The sequence below is a fragment of the Luteimonas sp. A537 genome, from assembly GCF_054052065.1.
Genome location: NZ_JBSVRH010000002.1, coordinates 262,072 through 277,448 on the forward strand (window position 1 = coordinate 262,072; position 15,377 = coordinate 277,448).

The window sequence follows — 15,377 nt, forward strand, 5'->3', positions numbered from 1 at the left end:
AAAAGGGCCCGGCGGGCCCCTTGTCCGATGCTGCTGGATCCGGTGCCGGCGCGCCTCGTTGCGCACCGCGCGAGCCCGATTCCCGCAATCGAAAAAAGCCTCCTGGGAGGCTCTCCGTCGACCGCGAAAAGCTTGCAGCGGTGCCGGACCGGCGCCGAAGGCGCATGCGATGGTCCTGCAGGTTCCGCTGAGCCGCTGGAGTATATGCCCAGGCCCGGCGTATCGCAAGCCGGGCGCCGCCTCCAGCCCTGAGCGGCGGGTCCGGCCCGGCTGCGCATCGGGTAATCTTGCCGCAGTCTCCCGCAACAGGTACCAGGCTTGATGAAACGCTCCAGAAAGACCGCCCTTGTGCTGATGGGCTCGGCACCGCTGCTCCTGGTCGCCTGCGCGCAGCAGCCCGAAGTGCAGACGTCGGAAGGGCTGTTCACGTCCGTCGAGGCCTGCGCCACCGAAACCATGAACCCGTCGATGTGCCGCCAGGCCTTCGACCAGGCGCAGGCGCAGGCCGACGCGGTGGCACCGCGCTATGCCTCGACCGCCGAGTGCGAGGCCGAGTTCGGAGAAGGACAGTGCGCCACCCGGCAGCAGGCCGGCGGCGGCAGCTTCGTCGGCCCGATGATGGCCGGCTTCGTGCTCTCGCAGATGCTGAACAGCCGCGGCGGCGCCATGGCACCGGCACCCGGCGCAGGTCCGGCTGCGGCCACGGCCGGTGCCGCGCGCACGTCGCCCGCGTTCCTCTCCAACCAGTCCGGATGGCTGCGCCCGCAGCCCGGTGCCGGCGGCGCCACCGCACTGGCCCGCACCGAGCTCCAGCCCAACCGTGCGCCCACCGTGCGCCGCGGCGGCTTCGGTCGCGCCGGCGCCGGCCGCAGCGCCGGCGGCTGATGCGCCGCGTCGCAATCGAGCCGCGCCCGGAGTGGCGGCGGCGCGCGGAGGACTGCGGCTTCGCCTTCCACACCATCGACGGCGCCGCCTACTGGGACGAGAGCGTGTACTACGCCTTCACCCTGCAACAGGTCGAGGACGATATCGAGGATCCCACCGCCGAGCTGCACGCGATGGCGATGGACCTCGCCGGTGAAGCCGCCGGGAGCCAGGAACTGATGGAGCGGCTCGCGATTCCCGCCGACGCGCAGGACCAGGTCGCCGAAAGCTGGCGACAGCGCGATCCGCACCTCTACGGCAGGATCGACCTCGCGTACGACGGCCGCGGGCCGGCAAAGCTGTACGAACTCAACTACGACACGCCGACATCCCTGTTCGAGGCCGCGTTCTTCCAGTGGGACTGGCTGGAGCACCAGCGCGAGACCGGCGCCCTGCCCCCCGGTGCCGACCAGTTCAATGCGATCCATGAAGCGCTGGTCGCGCGTTTCATCGAGGTCGGCGACCGCCTTCCAAGGCCGCTGTACTTCGCGGCCTCGCAGGGCAGCCCCGAGGACCAGGGCACCGTCGATTACCTGCGCGACTGCGCCGCCCAGGCCGGGATCGAATCCGGCTCGGTGGCGATGGAGGACATCGGCCTTTCCGCCGACGGGCGCTTCACCGCCGGTGACGACGTGCTGATCGCCAGCCTGTTCAAGCTGTATCCGCTCGAGGACCTGTTCGCCGACGAGTTCGCGCAGGCCCTGCCGGGCTCCGGCCTGCGGCTGCTGGAGCCGGCGTGGAAGCTGCTGCTCAGCAACAAGGGCGCGCTGCCGCTGTTGTGGGAACGCCATCGCGGCCACCCCAACCTGCTGCCGGCGGAATTCGACGACGGCGGCGCGTTGCCGCCGGGCTGGGTTCGCAAACCGCTGTTCTCGCGCGAGGGCGCGAACATCGAGATGCACTACGCCGACGGCCGCACCCTGCAGCAGCCGGGACCCTACGGAGGTCCTTCGATCCGCCAGGCGCTGCATCCACTGCCCGAACACGGCGCTGCGTATCCGCTGGTCGGCAGCTGGGTGGTTGGCGACCTTGCCTGCGGCATGGGTATCCGCGAAGACGACTCACCGATCACGCGCGACAGCGCGCGCTTCGTACCCCATGCCATCGTCGGCGAGGGTCGCGGACAGCGGATGGTGCTGGAAGCCTGAGGCTTCCAGCAGGGACCGGGACGCACAAAAGCAAACGGCGTCCCTGTTTCCAGGAACGCCGCCGCAGGTGTAAATGGTAGCGGGGGCAGGATTTGAACCTGCGACCTTCGGGTTATGAGCCCGACGAGCTGCCAGACTGCTCCACCCCGCACCAGAGCCGACTATTATGGAGCAGAGTCGGATTACTTGCAAGCCTTGCCGCACTTCGCGGCAGGGCCCTGCGTTCGATCAGGCAAACGCCGCCTGGCACCACGCCATGAGCGGGTTCCAGGCAATGCCCAGCACCAGCAACGCGATCGCATTGGCACCGAACAGAAGCTTCAGCGGGCCGTTGTCACGCACTTCGATGGCCACGCCCTCGGGCTCGTCGAAGTACATCACCTTGATCACGCGCAGGTAGTAGAACGCGCCAACCACCGCGAACACGATGCCGACGATCGCCAGCCACAGCATGTCGCCGCCGATCGCCGCGCGCAGCACCACCAGCTTCGCCCAGAAGCCGAGGAATGGCGGAACGCCCGCCAGCGAGGCCATGATCACCAGCACCATCGCCGCCATCCACGGGCTGCGGGCGTTGAGGCCCTTGAAGTCGCTGATGCGATCGGCTTCGAAGCCGCGCCTGGACAGCATCACGATCGCGCCGAAGCCCGCGGTCGCCATGATCGCGTAGCTGATGGCGTAGAACATCGCAGCGGCATAGCCTTCGGCGCCGCCACCGGCCAGGCCGAGCAGCAGGAAGCCGACGTGCGACACCGTCGAATACGCGAGCATGCGCTTGAGGTTGGTCTGCGCGATCGCGAACACGTTGCCGACCACCAGCGACAGCGCCGCAAGCAGGGCCAGCATCACCTGCCACTGGTCCTGCAGCGGACCAAGCCCGGATTCGAGCAGCCGGTAGGCCATGCCGAACACGGCAAGCTTGGGCGCGGAGCCGATGAACAGGGTCATCGGCGTGGGCGCGCCGTGGTAGGCGTCGGGCAGCCACATGTGGAACGGCGCGGCGCCGAACTTGAAGCACACGCCCACCACCAGGAACACCGTGCCCGTCAGCAACAGGGTGCGGGTGCCGCCGTCGACGACGGTCGCAGCGCTGCTGATCGTGGCCAGGTCGAGGCTGCCGGTGGCGCCGTAAACCAGCGACATGCCGAACAGCAGCAGACCCGAGGCCAGCGAGCCGAGCACGAAGTACTTCATCGCGGCTTCGGAGCCGGTCGCGTTGTCGCGGTCGAAGGCGACCAGTGCGTACTGGCACAGCGCCAGCAGCTCGAGGCCGACGTAGATCGTGGTCAGGTTCGGCGCCGAGACCAGCAGCATCATGCCCAGCGTGGCGAACAGCATCAGCACCGGCAACTCGCCCTTGTACAGGCCGCGCTCGCGCATGAACGGCCAGGCATAGCCCAGCGCCACGGCCGTCAGCACCAGGATCAGCACCTTCAGCACATCGGCCATCGTGTCGCGCACGAACATGTCGGCCAGCACCATGCCGTGGCCGCCCACGCCCATCACGATCATCGCCGCGGCGCCAAGCAGCACCACCACGGCAAGGCCGTGGGTCACCACGCGGCGGCGCTCGCCCATGAACAGGTCCAGCATCAGCAGCGCGAACGCGCCGATCACCACCACGAACTCGGGCGCCAGCGGCGCGAGGTCGGCCAGTGTCCGGACGGGAGGGGTCATAGCTCCAGGCATCATCGCGTCGTGTTCCTCAAAGCTTGCTGTTGGCGAGCATGCCCGCCAGCTGCGCGATGGACGGTTCCATCAGGTCGGTCAGGGGCCTGGGCCAGAGGCCGACAAGGAGCACGCCGGCGGCAAACACGCCCAGTACCAGGGCCTCGCGGCCGGTGATGTCCTTCATCGCGGCGACGTGCGAGTTGCCGACCTCGCCGTACAGCACGCGCTTGACCAGCCACAGCGTATAGCCGGCACCCAGGATCAGGGTCAGGGCGGCCACGAAGGCGATCAACGGATGGCTCTGGAACGAGGCCAGGATGACCATGAACTCGCCAACAAAGCCCGAGGTACCCGGCAGGCCCGAGTTGGCGAAGGCAAACAGCACGAAGAACGCTGCAAACCAGGGCATCACGTTGGCCACGCCGCCGTAGTCGCTGATCCTGCGCGTGTGCATGCGGTCGTACAGCACGCCCACGCAGGTGAACATGGCGCCTGAAACAAAACCATGCGAAACCATCTGCACCATCGCGCCCTGCAGGCCGAGTCGCGCGGCCTCCGGGTTGCTGTCACGCACCAGCGCGAAAGCAATGAAGATGCCCAGGGTAACGAAGCCCATATGCGAGACCGACGAATAGGCGATCAGCTTCTTCATGTCCTGCTGGACCAGTGCCACCAGGCCGACGTAGATCACCGCCACCAGCGACAGCGCGATCACCAGCCATGCCCACTCGTGGCCGGCGTCGGGGACGATCGGCAGGCTGAAGCGCAGGAAGCCGTAACCGCCGATCTTCAGCATGATCGCCGCCAGGATCACCGAGCCGCCGGTCGGCGCCTCGACGTGCGCGTCCGGGAGCCACGTGTGCACCGGGAACATCGGCACCTTGACCGCGAACGCGATCAGGAAGGCGAAGAACAGCCACATCTGCTCGGTGGCATTGAGCGGCAGCGCGTACAGGTCGGCCAGCTGCCAGCTGCCGGCCTGCAGGTACAGGTAGACCAGGCCGACCAGCATGAACACCGAGCCGAGGAAGGTGTACAGGAAGAATTTCACCGAGGCGTATACGCGCCGCGGGCCGCCCCAGACGCCAATGATGATGAACATCGGGATCAGCATGCCTTCGAAGAAGACATAGAAAAGCATCGCGTCCATCGCCGAGAACACGCCGATCATCAGGCCTTCGAGGATCAGCATCGCCGCGTAGTACTGGCTGACGCGCTTGTCGATCGAGGTCCAGGAACTGATGACCACCAGCGTGGTGACCAGCGTGGTGAGCAGGATCAGCGCGACCGAGATGCCGTCGGCACCCAGGTGGTACTGGATGTCATAGGCCGGGATCCACTCCCTGGCCTCGACGAACTGCATCGTTGCCACCGCCGCCGAAGCGTCGTAGCCGGTGAGCAGCGGGATGCTGATGACGAACACCACCAGGGCGATCGCCAGCGACAGCCAGCGCGCGGCGCCGGCACGGTTACCAAGCGCGAGCACCAGCGCGCCGCCGAAGATCGGCAGCCAGATGAGGATGCTGAGGAGAGGCAAATTCGACACGTATCGTCTTCCGTCAGGTCCAGTAGTGGATGAGCACGGCCAGGAGCACGATCAGGCCGAGAATCATCGCGAATGCATAGTCGTACATGCGGCCGGACTGCAGGCGGCGGACAACGCCCGACAGCAGACCGACGAAGCCGGCAGTACCGTTCACCGCAACGCCATCGATCACGCGGTTGTCGACCACGCTCGACGCCTTGCCAAGCTGCAGGCTGCCGCCTGCGAGGCCGCCGATCCAGAAATCGTCGGCCCAATACTTGTTTTCCAACACCTTCACCGGCAGCGCGAACAAGCGGCGGGCCCTGGTGGCCAGCTCCGGACGCCACCAGTACATGACGGTCGCGAGCACGAAGCCGGCGAAGGTCAGCCAGAAGGCAGGCGTCAGGAAACCGTGCAGTGCGAACGCGACCGGGCCATGCCACAGCTCGGAAGCAACGCGCGCGAGCGTATCGTTCTCCGGCAGCAGGTCGATCGCGCCGGTGAAGAACGGCATCACCTGCCCGCTGCCGCTCCAGCTCGTGCCGAACAGCATCGGGCCGGCGGTGAAGAAGCCGATCGCGATCGACGGGATCGCCAGCAGCACCAGCGGCAGGGTCACCACCCAGGGCGACTCCTTCGGCTCGTGCGCGCCATGGTCGTGCGCGTGGCTGCCATGCGCAGCTTCGCCATGCGCCTCCTCGCGGAAACGCTCGCGCCCGAAGAACGTCATGTACAGCAGGCGGAAGCTGTAGAACGAGGTCACGAACGCGCCCAGCAGCACGGCCCAATAGCCGTAGGTGCCGACCCAGCCCATGCCCTCGGCACCGAACTTCGCCGCCTCGATGATCGTGTCCTTGGAGTAGAAGCCGCTGAAGAACGGCGTCGCCACCAGGGCCAGGGTGCCGACCAGCATGGTGATGAAGGTCACCGGCATGTACTTGCGCAGGCCACCCATGCGGCGCATGTCCTGCTCGTGGTGCATGGCGATGATCACCGAGCCCGCGCCCAGGAACAGCAGCGCCTTGAAGAAGGCATGGGTCATCAGGTGGAACACGGCCGCCGAGTAAGCCGACACGCCCAGGGCCACGGTCATGTAGCCCAGCTGCGACAGCGTGGAGTACGCGACCACGCGCTTGATGTCGTTCTGCACGATGCCGATCAGGCCGGTGAAGAAGGCCGTCGTGGCGCCGATGAACAGGATGAACTGCAGCGTGGTCTGGCTGAGTTCGAACAGCGGCGACATGCGCGCCACCATGAAGATGCCGGCGGTGACCATGGTCGCGGCGTGGATCAGCGCCGAAATCGGGGTCGGGCCTTCCATCGAGTCCGGCAGCCACACGTGCAGCGGCACCTGCGCCGACTTGCCCATGGCGCCCACGAACAGGCAGATGCAGATCAGGGTCGCGACCGACCAGGCATGGCCTTCGAAGACCTCGACCACCTGGCCGCCGCCGATGGTGGGGCCGGCATTGGCGAACACGGTCGCGTAGTCGAGCGTGCCGAACCAGTACGCGACGCCGGCGATGCCCAGCAGCATGCCGAAATCGCCGACGCGGTTTACCAGGAAGGCCTTGAGGTTGGCGACCACCGCGGTCGGGCGCTTGAACCAGAAGCCGATCAGCAGGTACGACACCACGCCCACCGCTTCCCAGCCGAAAAACAGCTGCAGGAAGTTGTTGGCCATCACCAGCGCCAGCATCGAGAAGGTGAACAGGCTGATGTAGCTGAAGAAGCGCTGGTAGCCCGGGTCGTCGGCCATGTAGCCGATGGTGTAGATGTGCACCAGCAGCGACACGAAGGTCACCACCACCATCATCATCGCCGTCAGCCGGTCGACCAGGAATCCGATGTGGATCTCGTAGCCCGCGACCTGGAACCAGGTGTAGAGGTTTTCGTTGAAGGGCGATGCGCCCTGCGCCATCAGCTGCCAGAGCACGTAGCACGACAGCGCGCAGCTGATCGCCACGCCGAGGATCGTGACCGACTGCGCCCCGACGCGCCCCACCTGGCGGCCGAACAGGCCGGCGACGATGGCGCCCAGCAGCGGCGCCAGGACGATCGCGAGCAGTACGGTCTTGGAGAGAACGATTTCCATGCCAGGCATTCCGTCAGCCCTTCAGCGTGTCGAGTTCGGCGACGTTGATCGTGCGCCGGTTACGGAACAGGGTGACCAGGATCGCGAGGCCGATCGCGGCCTCGGCCGCTGCCACCGTGAGGATGAAGAACACGAACACCTGCCCGGCGGCGTCGCCGAACTCGCGCGAGAACGCGACGAAGTTGATGTTCACCGAGAGCAGCATCAGTTCGATGCACATCAACAGGATGATCACGTTCTTGCGGTTGAGGAAGATGCCCGCGACGCTGATGCAGAACAGCGCGGCGGCGAGCGCGAGATAGTGTCCGAGGGCGAGGCCCTGGCCGAGGAACTCCATTACTTCTCCTCCCCGTCGGTGCTGGCACCGGCAGCCGGTGCGTCGTCGGCGACGTGCACCGAACTCGGCATGTCCACCATGCGCAGGCGGTCGCCGGGGCGCGTGCGCACCTGCTCACCGGGAACCTGGTGCTTGGTGCCCTCGCGACGGCGCAGGGTCAGCGTGACCGCGGCGATGACGGCCACGGTCAGGATCACCGCAGCAACCTCGAACGGCAGCAGGAAATCGGTGAACAGCCGTCGCGCGATCCATGCGGTGTTGGACGCGCCCTCGGCGTCGATCGGATCCGCCGCGAACGGAGTCTCCACGAAGGCCATGATCCCGATCAGCGACAGCAGCTCCAGCAGCATCACCACCGCCACGAGCAGTCCGACCGGCAGGTAACGCACGTAGCCCTCGTTGATCGGCGCCAGGTCGACGTCGATCATCATCACCACGAACAGGAACAGGACCATCACCGCGCCGACGTAGACCAGCACCAGCGCCACGCCCAGGAACTCGGCACCGGCGATGATCCAGGTGACCGCCACGCTGAAGAAGGTCAGCACCAGGAACAGGGCCGAATGCACCGGGTTGCGCGCGCCGATCACGCCGACCGCGGCGGCCACCGCGACGGCCGCGAATGCAAGGAATGCGAGCTGTACGAAGTCCATGGCTTACCTGTATGCGGCGTCGGCGGCGCGACGCTCTGCGATTTCCGCCTCGAGGCGATCGCCCAGCGCCAGCAGCTGCGGCTTGGTGACGATGTTCTCGCCACGGTTCTCGAAGTGGTATTCGTGGATGTGGGTCTCGACGATGGAGTCCACGGGACACGACTCCTCGCAGAAGCCGCAAAAAATGCACTTGAACAGGTCGATCTCGTAGCGCGTGGTGCGCCGCGTGTTGTCCTCGCGCTGCTCGGAGTCGATGGTGATCGCCAGCGCCGGGCACACCGCCTCGCACAGCTTGCACGCGATGCAGCGCTCTTCGCCGTTGGGGTAGCGGCGCAGCGCGTGCAGCCCGCGGAAGCGCGCCGACTGCGGGATCTTCTCCATCGGGTACATCATCGTGTACTTCGGACGCCAGAGGTACTGGAACGTCAGCTTCAGGCCGCTGATGATCTCGATCAGCAGCAGGCTCCTGGCCCAGGAAACGAATTTGCCCATCACGCACCTGCCTCGAAGACGCCGAAGTACGCCATCAATGCCGTCACCGCAATCCAGGCGATGGACAGCGGAATGAACACCTTCCAGCCGAGGCGCATGATCTGGTCATAGCGGTAGCGCGGGAATGTCGCCCGGGACCAGACGAAGCAGCTGGCGAAGAAGAACGTCTTGGCCAACAGCCACCACCAGCCGTCCCCCAGCAGCACCGAAAGCACCGGGATGTCCGGGATCCACGCCGCCGGGATCGGCGACAGCCAGCCACCGAGGAAGAAGGTCGCGGTGAGGATGCTGACCAGCAGCATGTTCGCGTACTCGGCCAGGAAGAACAGCGCGAACACCGCACCCGAGTATTCCACCATGTGGCCCGCGACGATCTCGCTCTCGCCCTCGACCACGTCGAAGGGCGCGCGGTTGGTCTCGGCCACGCCGGATACGAAGTAGATGATGAACAGCGGCAGCAGCGGCAGCCAGAACCACTCGAGGAAGCCCGAGTTGCCCGACTGCGCCATCACGATCTCGCTGAGGTTGAGGCTGCCGGCGGCAACCATCACACCGACCAGGGCGAAGCCCATCGCGATCTCGTAGCTCACCACCTGCGCTGCCGAACGCATCGCGCCCAGGAACGCGTACTTCGAGTTCGAGGCCCAGCCGGCGATGATCACGCCGTACACGCCCAGCGAAACCATGGCCAGCAGGTACAGGATGCCGGCGTTGGCATTGGAGAGCACCAGCTGTGCATCGAAGGGCACGACCGCCCAGGCCGCGAACGCGGGGGCCAGGGTGATCAGCGGTGCCAGGAAGTACAGCACCTTGTGCGCGGCGCTTGGCCGGATGACTTCCTTGAACAGCAGCTTGAAGACGTCGGCGAAGGCCTGCAGTACGCCGAAGCCGACGTACATCGGCCCGTGGCGCACGTGCATCCAGGCGATCAGCTTGCGCTCCCAGACCACGTAGAAGGCGACGGTGATGATCACCGGCATCGCGATCGTCAGGATCAGCAACACCAGCCAGATGACCGTGCCGATGGGGCCAAGCGAGTCCAGCCAGGCGCGGAAGGGCTCGAGCCAGCCGAGGAGCACGGTGCTCGTATTGGTCGTCGTCGTGCTCATGCGGCCTCCACCCGCACCGCGCCGGCGCCGAGCGCCGCGGTGGCGCCATAGCCGGATTCGATCAGGGCGGCGCCGCGGGCCACGCCCGTGCTGACGGCCACCAGCAGGGTTCCCGTGCCGGCGCCGTTGGATACGCGCGCCATGGCGCCTTCGCGCAGGCCGGCGGCGGAAGCGTCGTCGGCGTTGAGCGTGATACGCGGGCCGACCGTGAGCGGGTGCGCCTGCAGGGCGGCCGCACGGCGGGTCACGCCGTCGACGCGGTAGATCGCCTGCGACACCGCCAGCTCGAGGCCTTCGCCCGCGATTGCAACGGCTTCGCTGCGCGCGACGTCGACCTGGCGTGGCACCATCAGCGCACGTGCACCGGCGAAATCGGTGAAGTCGAAGCCCTCGAGGCCGAGGAGCCCGCCAAGCGCGCGCAGCGCCTTCCAGCCCGGGCGTGCTTCGCCCGGGAGCTTGCCGCCGGCGACGGTGCGCTGGTCGCGGCCGTCGAGGTTGGTCAGGGTGGCGTCGAGCTCGGGCAGCAGGCCGATCGGCAGGATCACGTCGGCAACGCGACGCGTGGATTCGCACGCGAAGTGGCTGAAGGCCACCACCTGCGCACCACCCAGAGCCTGCATCGCCTTCGCCTGGTCGGCGAAGTCCAGCCCCGGCTCGATGCCGTAGATGACGTAGCCGGCGCGCGGCTGGGCCAGCATGGCAGCGGCGTCACGCGAGGCCGGCAGCACGCCGTGGCGGGCAAGCCCGACCGCGTTCGCGCCCTGCGGCACGCGGCACAGCGCGGCGTTGATGCGACCGGCGAAACCGGCTGCGGCGGCGCGGATCGCCGCGGCGTGAATGCCGCACTCGGCAACCGCGCCCACGATGACGACCGGCCGCGAAGCGCCCTGCAGCGCATCGGCCAGCTCGGCGGACGCCAGCGCATCGGCGATCTTCGACGGCGCGACGATCGACCTGTGGCTGATGTCGAAGGTGAACTCGAAGTCCACCGGATTGACCACGTGCACCTTCGCGCCCGCGAGCCAGGCCTTGCGCACGCGCTGGTTGACCAGCGGCAGCTCGGTGCGCAGGTTGCTGCCGACAATGACGATGGCGTCGGCCTTCTCGATGTCTTCAACCGGCATGCCGAAGACCTCGGCCACTGCGCCGTCGGAAAGGTCGTGCTGGGCGATGCGATGGTCGAGGTTGCCGGTGCCCAGGGCCTCGGCCAGGCGGGCGACAAGGGCACCCTCCTCGTTCGAGGTCGCCGGGTGTACCAGGATGCCGAGGTCGTCGGCGGCGTTGTCGCGCAGGATCTGCGCGGCCTTCGCCAGCGCTTCGTCCCAGCTCGCCTCGCGCCAGTCGGCGTCGTCACCGTTGCCTGCAACGCGCAGCAGTGGACGCATCGCGCGATCCTCGGCGTACAGGCCCTGGTGCGAATAGCGGTCGCGGTCGGACAGCCAGCACTCGTTGACCGCCTCGTTGTCGCGCGGCACGGTGCGCATCACTTCGCCGCGGCGGGTGTGCAGGAACAGGTTGCTGCCGAGCGCGTCGTGGTAGCCCAGCGACTCGCGCGCGATCAGCTCCCAGGGACGCGCGCGGAAGCGGAACACCTTGTTGGTCAGCGCGCCCACCGGGCAGACGTCGATCACGTTGCCCGAGAGCTCGGTGGTCAGCGGCTTGCCATCGTAGGTGCCGATTTCGAGGCTTTCGCCGCGCTGCATGCCGCCCAGTTCGTAGGTGCCGGCGATTTCCGCGGTGACGCGGATGCAGCGCGTGCAGTGGATGCAGCGGGTCATCTCGGTGGCCACCAGCGGGCCGAGGTCCTCGTCGGCGACCGAACGCTTGCGCTCGACGAAGCGGCTCACCGAGCGGCCATAGCCCAGCGACAGGTCCTGCAGCTCGCACTCGCCTCCCTGGTCGCAGACCGGGCAGTCGAGCGGATGGTTGATCAGCAGGAACTCCATCACGTTGCGCTGCGACCTCAGCGCCTTCTCGCTGCGCGTCTGCACGCGCATGCCGTCCATCACCGGCGTGGCGCAGGCCGGCGCGGGCTTGCCCATCTTCTCCACGTCGACCAGGCACATGCGGCAGTTCGCCGCGATCGCGAGCTTGTCGTGGTAGCAGAAGCGCGGGATCGGGATGCCGGCCTTGTCGGCGGCCTGGATGATCATCGAGCCCTTGGGCGCGGCCATTTCCACGTCGTCGATGAAGACGGTGACGTGGTCGGGCGGCAGGTTCGGGTTCACCGGCTGCGCGCTCATGCGGCGATCTCCGGGGTGGCGTCGACGATCGAGCGGCCGTGCTCGATGAAGTATTCGAATTCGTGCCAGAAGTGGCGCAGGAAGCCCTGCACCGGCCATGCGGCCGCTTCACCGAAGGCGCAGATGGTGTGGCCTTCGATCTGGCCGGCGGACTCGCGCAGCATCTCGACGTCGGCCATCGTGGCCTTGCCCTCGACCATGCGCGACACCATGCGGTACATCCAGCCCGTGCCTTCGCGGCAGGGCGTGCACTGGCCGCAGGATTCCTGCCAGTAGAAGCGCGAGATGCGCTGGCAGGCGCGGACCATGCAGGTGCTGTCGTCCATCACGATCACGGCACCCGAACCCAGTCCGGAACCCGCCTTCTGCAGCGCGTCATAGTCCATGGTCAGGCCCATCATGGTGTAGCCCGGAAGCACCGGCATCGACGAGCCGCCCGGGATCACGCCCTTGAGCGTGCGCCCCGGCCGCAGGCCGCCGGCCATCTCAAGCAGGTCCGCGAACGAGGTTCCAAGGCGGACTTCGTAGTTGCCCGGCTTCATCACGTGGCCGGACACCGAAAAGATCTTGCAGCCGCCGTTGTTCGGCTTGCCCAGGCCCGCGAACCACTCGGGGCCGTTGCGGATGATCGCCGGCACCGAGGCATAGGTCTCGGTATTGTTGATCGTGGTCGGCTTGCCGTACAGGCCGAAGTTGGCCGGGAACGGCGGCTTGTAGCGCGGCTGGCCCTTCTTGCCTTCCAGCGACTCCATCAGCGCGGTCTCTTCGCCGCAGATGTAGGCTCCGGCGCCCAGCGCGTTGTGGATGTCGATGTCGACGCCGCTGCCGAGGATGTCACGGCCCAGCCAGCCGTGCGCATAGGCCTCGGCCAGCGCTTCCTCGAGGTGCTCGAAGGGCTCGTGGTGGAACTCGCCGCGCAGGTAGTTGTAAGCGACCGTGGACCCGGTGGCGTAGCAGGCGATTGCCATGCCCTCGATCACCGAATGCGGGTTGTAGCGCAGGATGTCGCGATCCTTGCAGGTGCCCGGCTCCGACTCGTCGGAGTTGCAGAGGATGTACTTCTGCACGTCGCCCTTGGGCATGAAGCTCCACTTCAGGCCGGTCGGGAAGCCCGCGCCGCCGCGGCCGCGAAGGCCCGACTGCTTGACCATCTCGACGACATCGGCCGGCGGGATCTTCTCGCCCAGGACCTTGCGCAGCGCCTGGTAGCCGCCGGTCTTCAGGTAGTTCTCGTACGACCACGGCTTGTCGAAATGCAACGTGGTGTAGACGGCCTGGTGTTCCTTCGGCGCAGGGCCGACGGGGCCGTAGCCTTCCGAGACGTGGGTGTTGTGATGCGCCATGCCTGCGTCCAGCCTCACTTCAATCCGTCGAGCAGCTCGTCCACCTTCGCGGTGTCCAGCTTCTCGTGGTAATGGCCGTTGATCACGACCACGGGAGCGCCGCAGCACGCGGCCACGCACTCTTCCTCGCGCTTGAGGTAGACGCGGCCGTCGGCGGTGGATTCACCCACCTTGCAGCCGAGTTTCTTCTCGGCGTGCGCGACCAGGTCCTCGGCGCCGTTCAGCCAGCAGCTGATGTTGGTGCAGAAGGCGACGTTGTGGCGGCCGACTTCCTTCGTCTCGAACATCGAGTAAAAGGTCGCGACCTCGTACGCCCACACCGGCGGGATGCCGAGGTAACCGGCCACGCCGGCGATCAGCTCGTCGGTCAGGAAACCGCCGTTCTGCTGCTGGGTGGCGAACAGGCCCTGGATCACGGCCGAACGCTTGCGATCAGGCGGGAACTTGGCCACCCAATGGTCGATGTGCGCGCGCGTCTCGTCGCTGAGCACGACCATCGGGTCGACATTGCGCGCGTTCTCGAAGTTGCCGGTTGCTTTCATCGGTCCACTTCTCCGAAGACGAGGTCATAGGTGCCAACCATCGCCACCACGTCGGACAGCATGTGTCCCTTCACCACTGCATCCATCGACGACAGGTGCGCGAAGCCGGGTGCGCGCAGGTGGACGCGGAAGGGCTTGTTGGCACCGTCCGAGACCAGGTAGCAGCCGAACTCGCCCTTGGGCGCCTCGACGGCCTGGTAGGTCTGCCCGGCGGGCACGCAATACCCTTCCGAGAACAGCTTGAAGTGATGGATCAGGGCTTCCATGTCGTCCTTCATCTCCTCGCGGGAGGGAGGCGCGACCTTGAAATTGTCGACCATGACCAGGCCGGGGTTGGCGCGCAGCCAGTCCACGCACTGGGCGATGATCCGGTTGGACTCGCGCATCTCGGCAACACGCACGAGATACCGGTCGTAGCAGTCACCGTTGGTGCCCACGGGGATCTTGAAATCGACCTGGTCGTACTTCGCGTAGGGCTGCTTCTTGCGCAGGTCCCACTCAATGCCCGAGCCGCGCAGCATCACGCCCGACATGCCCAGGGCCATGGCCTGCTCCGGCGGAACCACGCCGATGCCGACCGTGCGCTGCTTCCAGATGCGGTTCTCGGTCAGCAGGGTCTCGTATTCGTCGATGCGCGACGGGAAGTCCCTGGTGAAGGCTTCCAGGAAGTCCAGCATCGAACCTTCGCGCCACTCGTTGAAGCGCTTGAGCTTGTTGCCCTTGCGCCACGGCGACTCGCGGTACTTCGGCATCTGGTCGGGCAGGTCCCGGTACACGCCGCCGGGGCGGTAATAGGTCGCGTGCATGCGCGCGCCGCTGACCGCCTCGTAGACGTCCATCAGCTCTTCGCGCTCGCGGAACGAGTACAGCATCACCGCCATCGCGCCGAGGTCGAGGCCGTTGGAACCGATCCACATCAGGTGGTTCAGCAGCCGCGTGATCTCGTCGAACATCGTGCGGATCCACTGCGCGCGCTCGGGCGCCTGGATGCCGAGGAGGTTCTCGATCGCGAGCACGTAGGCGTGCTCGTTGCACATCATCGACACGTAGTCGAGGCGATCCATGTAGCCGATCGACTGGTTGAACGGCTTGGACTCCGCCAGCTTCTCCGTGCCGCGGTGGAGCAGGCCCACGTGCGGATCGACGCGCTGCACGACTTCGCCGTCCATTTCCAGGATCAGGCGCAGCACGCCGTGCGCGGCCGGGTGCTGGGGACCGAAGTTCAGCGTGTAGTTGCGGATTTCCTGGCGCGCTTCCGCCTGGTTGCTGGCCAGCAGTTCGCTTGGGGGCTGCAT

At 66.8% G+C, this 15,377-nt stretch carries 13 protein-coding genes and 1 tRNA gene; 2 read left to right on the forward strand and 12 right to left on the reverse strand.

All coding sequences use genetic code 11. The annotated features are described in order from the left end of the window. Nucleotides 1–321: 321 nt before the first annotated feature. On the forward strand, nt 322–885 hold the full coding sequence (locus ACW7GZ_RS05050; RefSeq protein ID WP_457003568.1) for a DUF1190 domain-containing protein: 564 nt from the start codon (nt 322–324) through the stop codon (nt 883–885). Continuing rightward, nucleotides 885–2,072 (forward strand): glutathionylspermidine synthase family protein, encoded by a 1,188-nt coding sequence (locus tag ACW7GZ_RS05055; RefSeq protein WP_457008188.1) that lies wholly within the window; start codon nt 885–887, stop codon nt 2,070–2,072. Before ACW7GZ_RS05050 ends, ACW7GZ_RS05055 begins: the two co-directional genes overlap by 1 nt. A gap of 74 nt (nt 2,073–2,146) precedes the next feature. Here the strand turns inward: ACW7GZ_RS05055 and ACW7GZ_RS05060 are convergent. From ACW7GZ_RS05060 to ACW7GZ_RS05115, 12 genes are all read right to left on the reverse strand, one after another. Continuing rightward, nucleotides 2,147–2,223 (reverse strand) — tRNA-Met (locus ACW7GZ_RS05060). A gap of 77 nt (nt 2,224–2,300) precedes the next feature. Continuing rightward, the gene (gene nuoN / locus ACW7GZ_RS05065; RefSeq protein WP_457003564.1) at nt 2,301–3,749 is read right to left on the reverse strand and encodes an NADH-quinone oxidoreductase subunit NuoN; all 1,449 of its coding nucleotides are present in this window, start codon (nt 3,747–3,749) and stop codon (nt 2,301–2,303) included. A gap of 28 nt (nt 3,750–3,777) precedes the next feature. Then, a complete protein-coding gene (locus tag ACW7GZ_RS05070) occupies nt 3,778–5,289 on the reverse strand; it encodes an NADH-quinone oxidoreductase subunit M (protein WP_457008190.1) in 1,512 nt (503 codons plus the stop codon). Between the two features lie 13 nt (nt 5,290–5,302). Further along, nucleotides 5,303–7,363 carry an NADH-quinone oxidoreductase subunit L gene (gene nuoL / locus ACW7GZ_RS05075; RefSeq protein ID WP_457008194.1) on the reverse strand — a complete coding sequence of 687 codons (2,061 nt, stop codon included), beginning with the start codon at nt 7,361–7,363 and terminating at the stop codon, nt 5,303–5,305. 13 nt (nt 7,364–7,376) lie between these two features. Further along, nucleotides 7,377–7,700, reverse strand: coding sequence for an NADH-quinone oxidoreductase subunit NuoK (gene nuoK, locus ACW7GZ_RS05080; RefSeq protein ID WP_343255756.1), 324 nt, complete (start codon nt 7,698–7,700; stop codon nt 7,377–7,379). Further along, on the reverse strand, nt 7,700–8,353 hold the full coding sequence (locus tag ACW7GZ_RS05085) for an NADH-quinone oxidoreductase subunit J (protein ID WP_457008196.1): 654 nt from the start codon (nt 8,351–8,353) through the stop codon (nt 7,700–7,702). Before ACW7GZ_RS05085 ends, nuoK begins: the two co-directional genes overlap by 1 nt. Before the next feature lie 3 nt (nt 8,354–8,356). Next, the gene (nuoI, locus tag ACW7GZ_RS05090) at nt 8,357–8,845 is read right to left on the reverse strand and encodes an NADH-quinone oxidoreductase subunit NuoI (RefSeq protein WP_457003557.1); all 489 of its coding nucleotides are present in this window, start codon (nt 8,843–8,845) and stop codon (nt 8,357–8,359) included. Next, on the reverse strand, nt 8,845–9,954 hold the full coding sequence (nuoH, locus tag ACW7GZ_RS05095) for an NADH-quinone oxidoreductase subunit NuoH (RefSeq protein ID WP_457003555.1): 1,110 nt from the start codon (nt 9,952–9,954) through the stop codon (nt 8,845–8,847). The genes nuoI and nuoH overlap by 1 nt, the downstream gene beginning before the upstream one ends. Further along, entirely contained in the window at nt 9,951–12,197 is a 2,247-nt protein-coding gene (nuoG, locus tag ACW7GZ_RS05100; protein ID WP_457003553.1) for an NADH-quinone oxidoreductase subunit NuoG, read from the reverse strand. Before nuoG ends, nuoH begins: the two co-directional genes overlap by 4 nt. Next, nucleotides 12,194–13,540, reverse strand: coding sequence for an NADH-quinone oxidoreductase subunit NuoF (nuoF, locus tag ACW7GZ_RS05105; protein WP_457008198.1), 1,347 nt, complete (start codon nt 13,538–13,540; stop codon nt 12,194–12,196). Before nuoF ends, nuoG begins: the two co-directional genes overlap by 4 nt. Nucleotides 13,541–13,554: 14 nt before the next feature. After that, nucleotides 13,555–14,082: an NADH-quinone oxidoreductase subunit NuoE gene (nuoE, locus tag ACW7GZ_RS05110; protein WP_457003549.1), complete on the reverse strand. Its 528-nt coding sequence runs from the start codon at nt 14,080–14,082 to the stop codon at nt 13,555–13,557. Then, nucleotides 14,079–15,377, reverse strand: coding sequence for an NADH-quinone oxidoreductase subunit D (locus ACW7GZ_RS05115; protein ID WP_457003980.1), 1,299 nt, complete (start codon nt 15,375–15,377; stop codon nt 14,079–14,081). Before ACW7GZ_RS05115 ends, nuoE begins: the two co-directional genes overlap by 4 nt.

What these genes read in the sequence shown, in the direction of transcription:
- ACW7GZ_RS05050 (WP_457003568.1), top strand. Translation starts at nt 322, where the DNA reads ATGAAACGCTCCAGAAAGACCGCCCTTGTGCTGATGGGCTCGGCACCG.
- ACW7GZ_RS05055 (WP_457008188.1), top strand. Translation starts at nt 885, where the DNA reads ATGCGCCGCGTCGCAATCGAGCCGCGCCCGGAGTGGCGGCGGCGCGCG.
- nuoN (WP_457003564.1), bottom strand. Translation starts at nt 3,749, where the DNA reads ATGACCCCTCCCGTCCGGACACTGGCCGACCTCGCGCCGCTGGCGCCC.
- nuoL (WP_457008194.1), bottom strand. Translation starts at nt 7,363, where the DNA reads ATGGAAATCGTTCTCTCCAAGACCGTACTGCTCGCGATCGTCCTGGCG.
- nuoK (WP_343255756.1), bottom strand. Translation starts at nt 7,700, where the DNA reads ATGGAGTTCCTCGGCCAGGGCCTCGCCCTCGGACACTATCTCGCGCTC.
- ACW7GZ_RS05085 (WP_457008196.1), bottom strand. Translation starts at nt 8,353, where the DNA reads ATGGACTTCGTACAGCTCGCATTCCTTGCATTCGCGGCCGTCGCGGTG.
- nuoI (WP_457003557.1), bottom strand. Translation starts at nt 8,845, where the DNA reads ATGGGCAAATTCGTTTCCTGGGCCAGGAGCCTGCTGCTGATCGAGATC.
- nuoH (WP_457003555.1), bottom strand. Translation starts at nt 9,954, where the DNA reads ATGAGCACGACGACGACCAATACGAGCACCGTGCTCCTCGGCTGGCTC.
- nuoG (WP_457003553.1), bottom strand. Translation starts at nt 12,197, where the DNA reads ATGAGCGCGCAGCCGGTGAACCCGAACCTGCCGCCCGACCACGTCACC.
- nuoF (WP_457008198.1), bottom strand. Translation starts at nt 13,540, where the DNA reads ATGGCGCATCACAACACCCACGTCTCGGAAGGCTACGGCCCCGTCGGC.
- nuoE (WP_457003549.1), bottom strand. Translation starts at nt 14,082, where the DNA reads ATGAAAGCAACCGGCAACTTCGAGAACGCGCGCAATGTCGACCCGATG.
- ACW7GZ_RS05115 (WP_457003980.1), bottom strand. Translation starts at nt 15,377, where the DNA reads ATGCAGCCCCCAAGCGAACTGCTGGCCAGCAACCAGGCGGAAGCGCGC.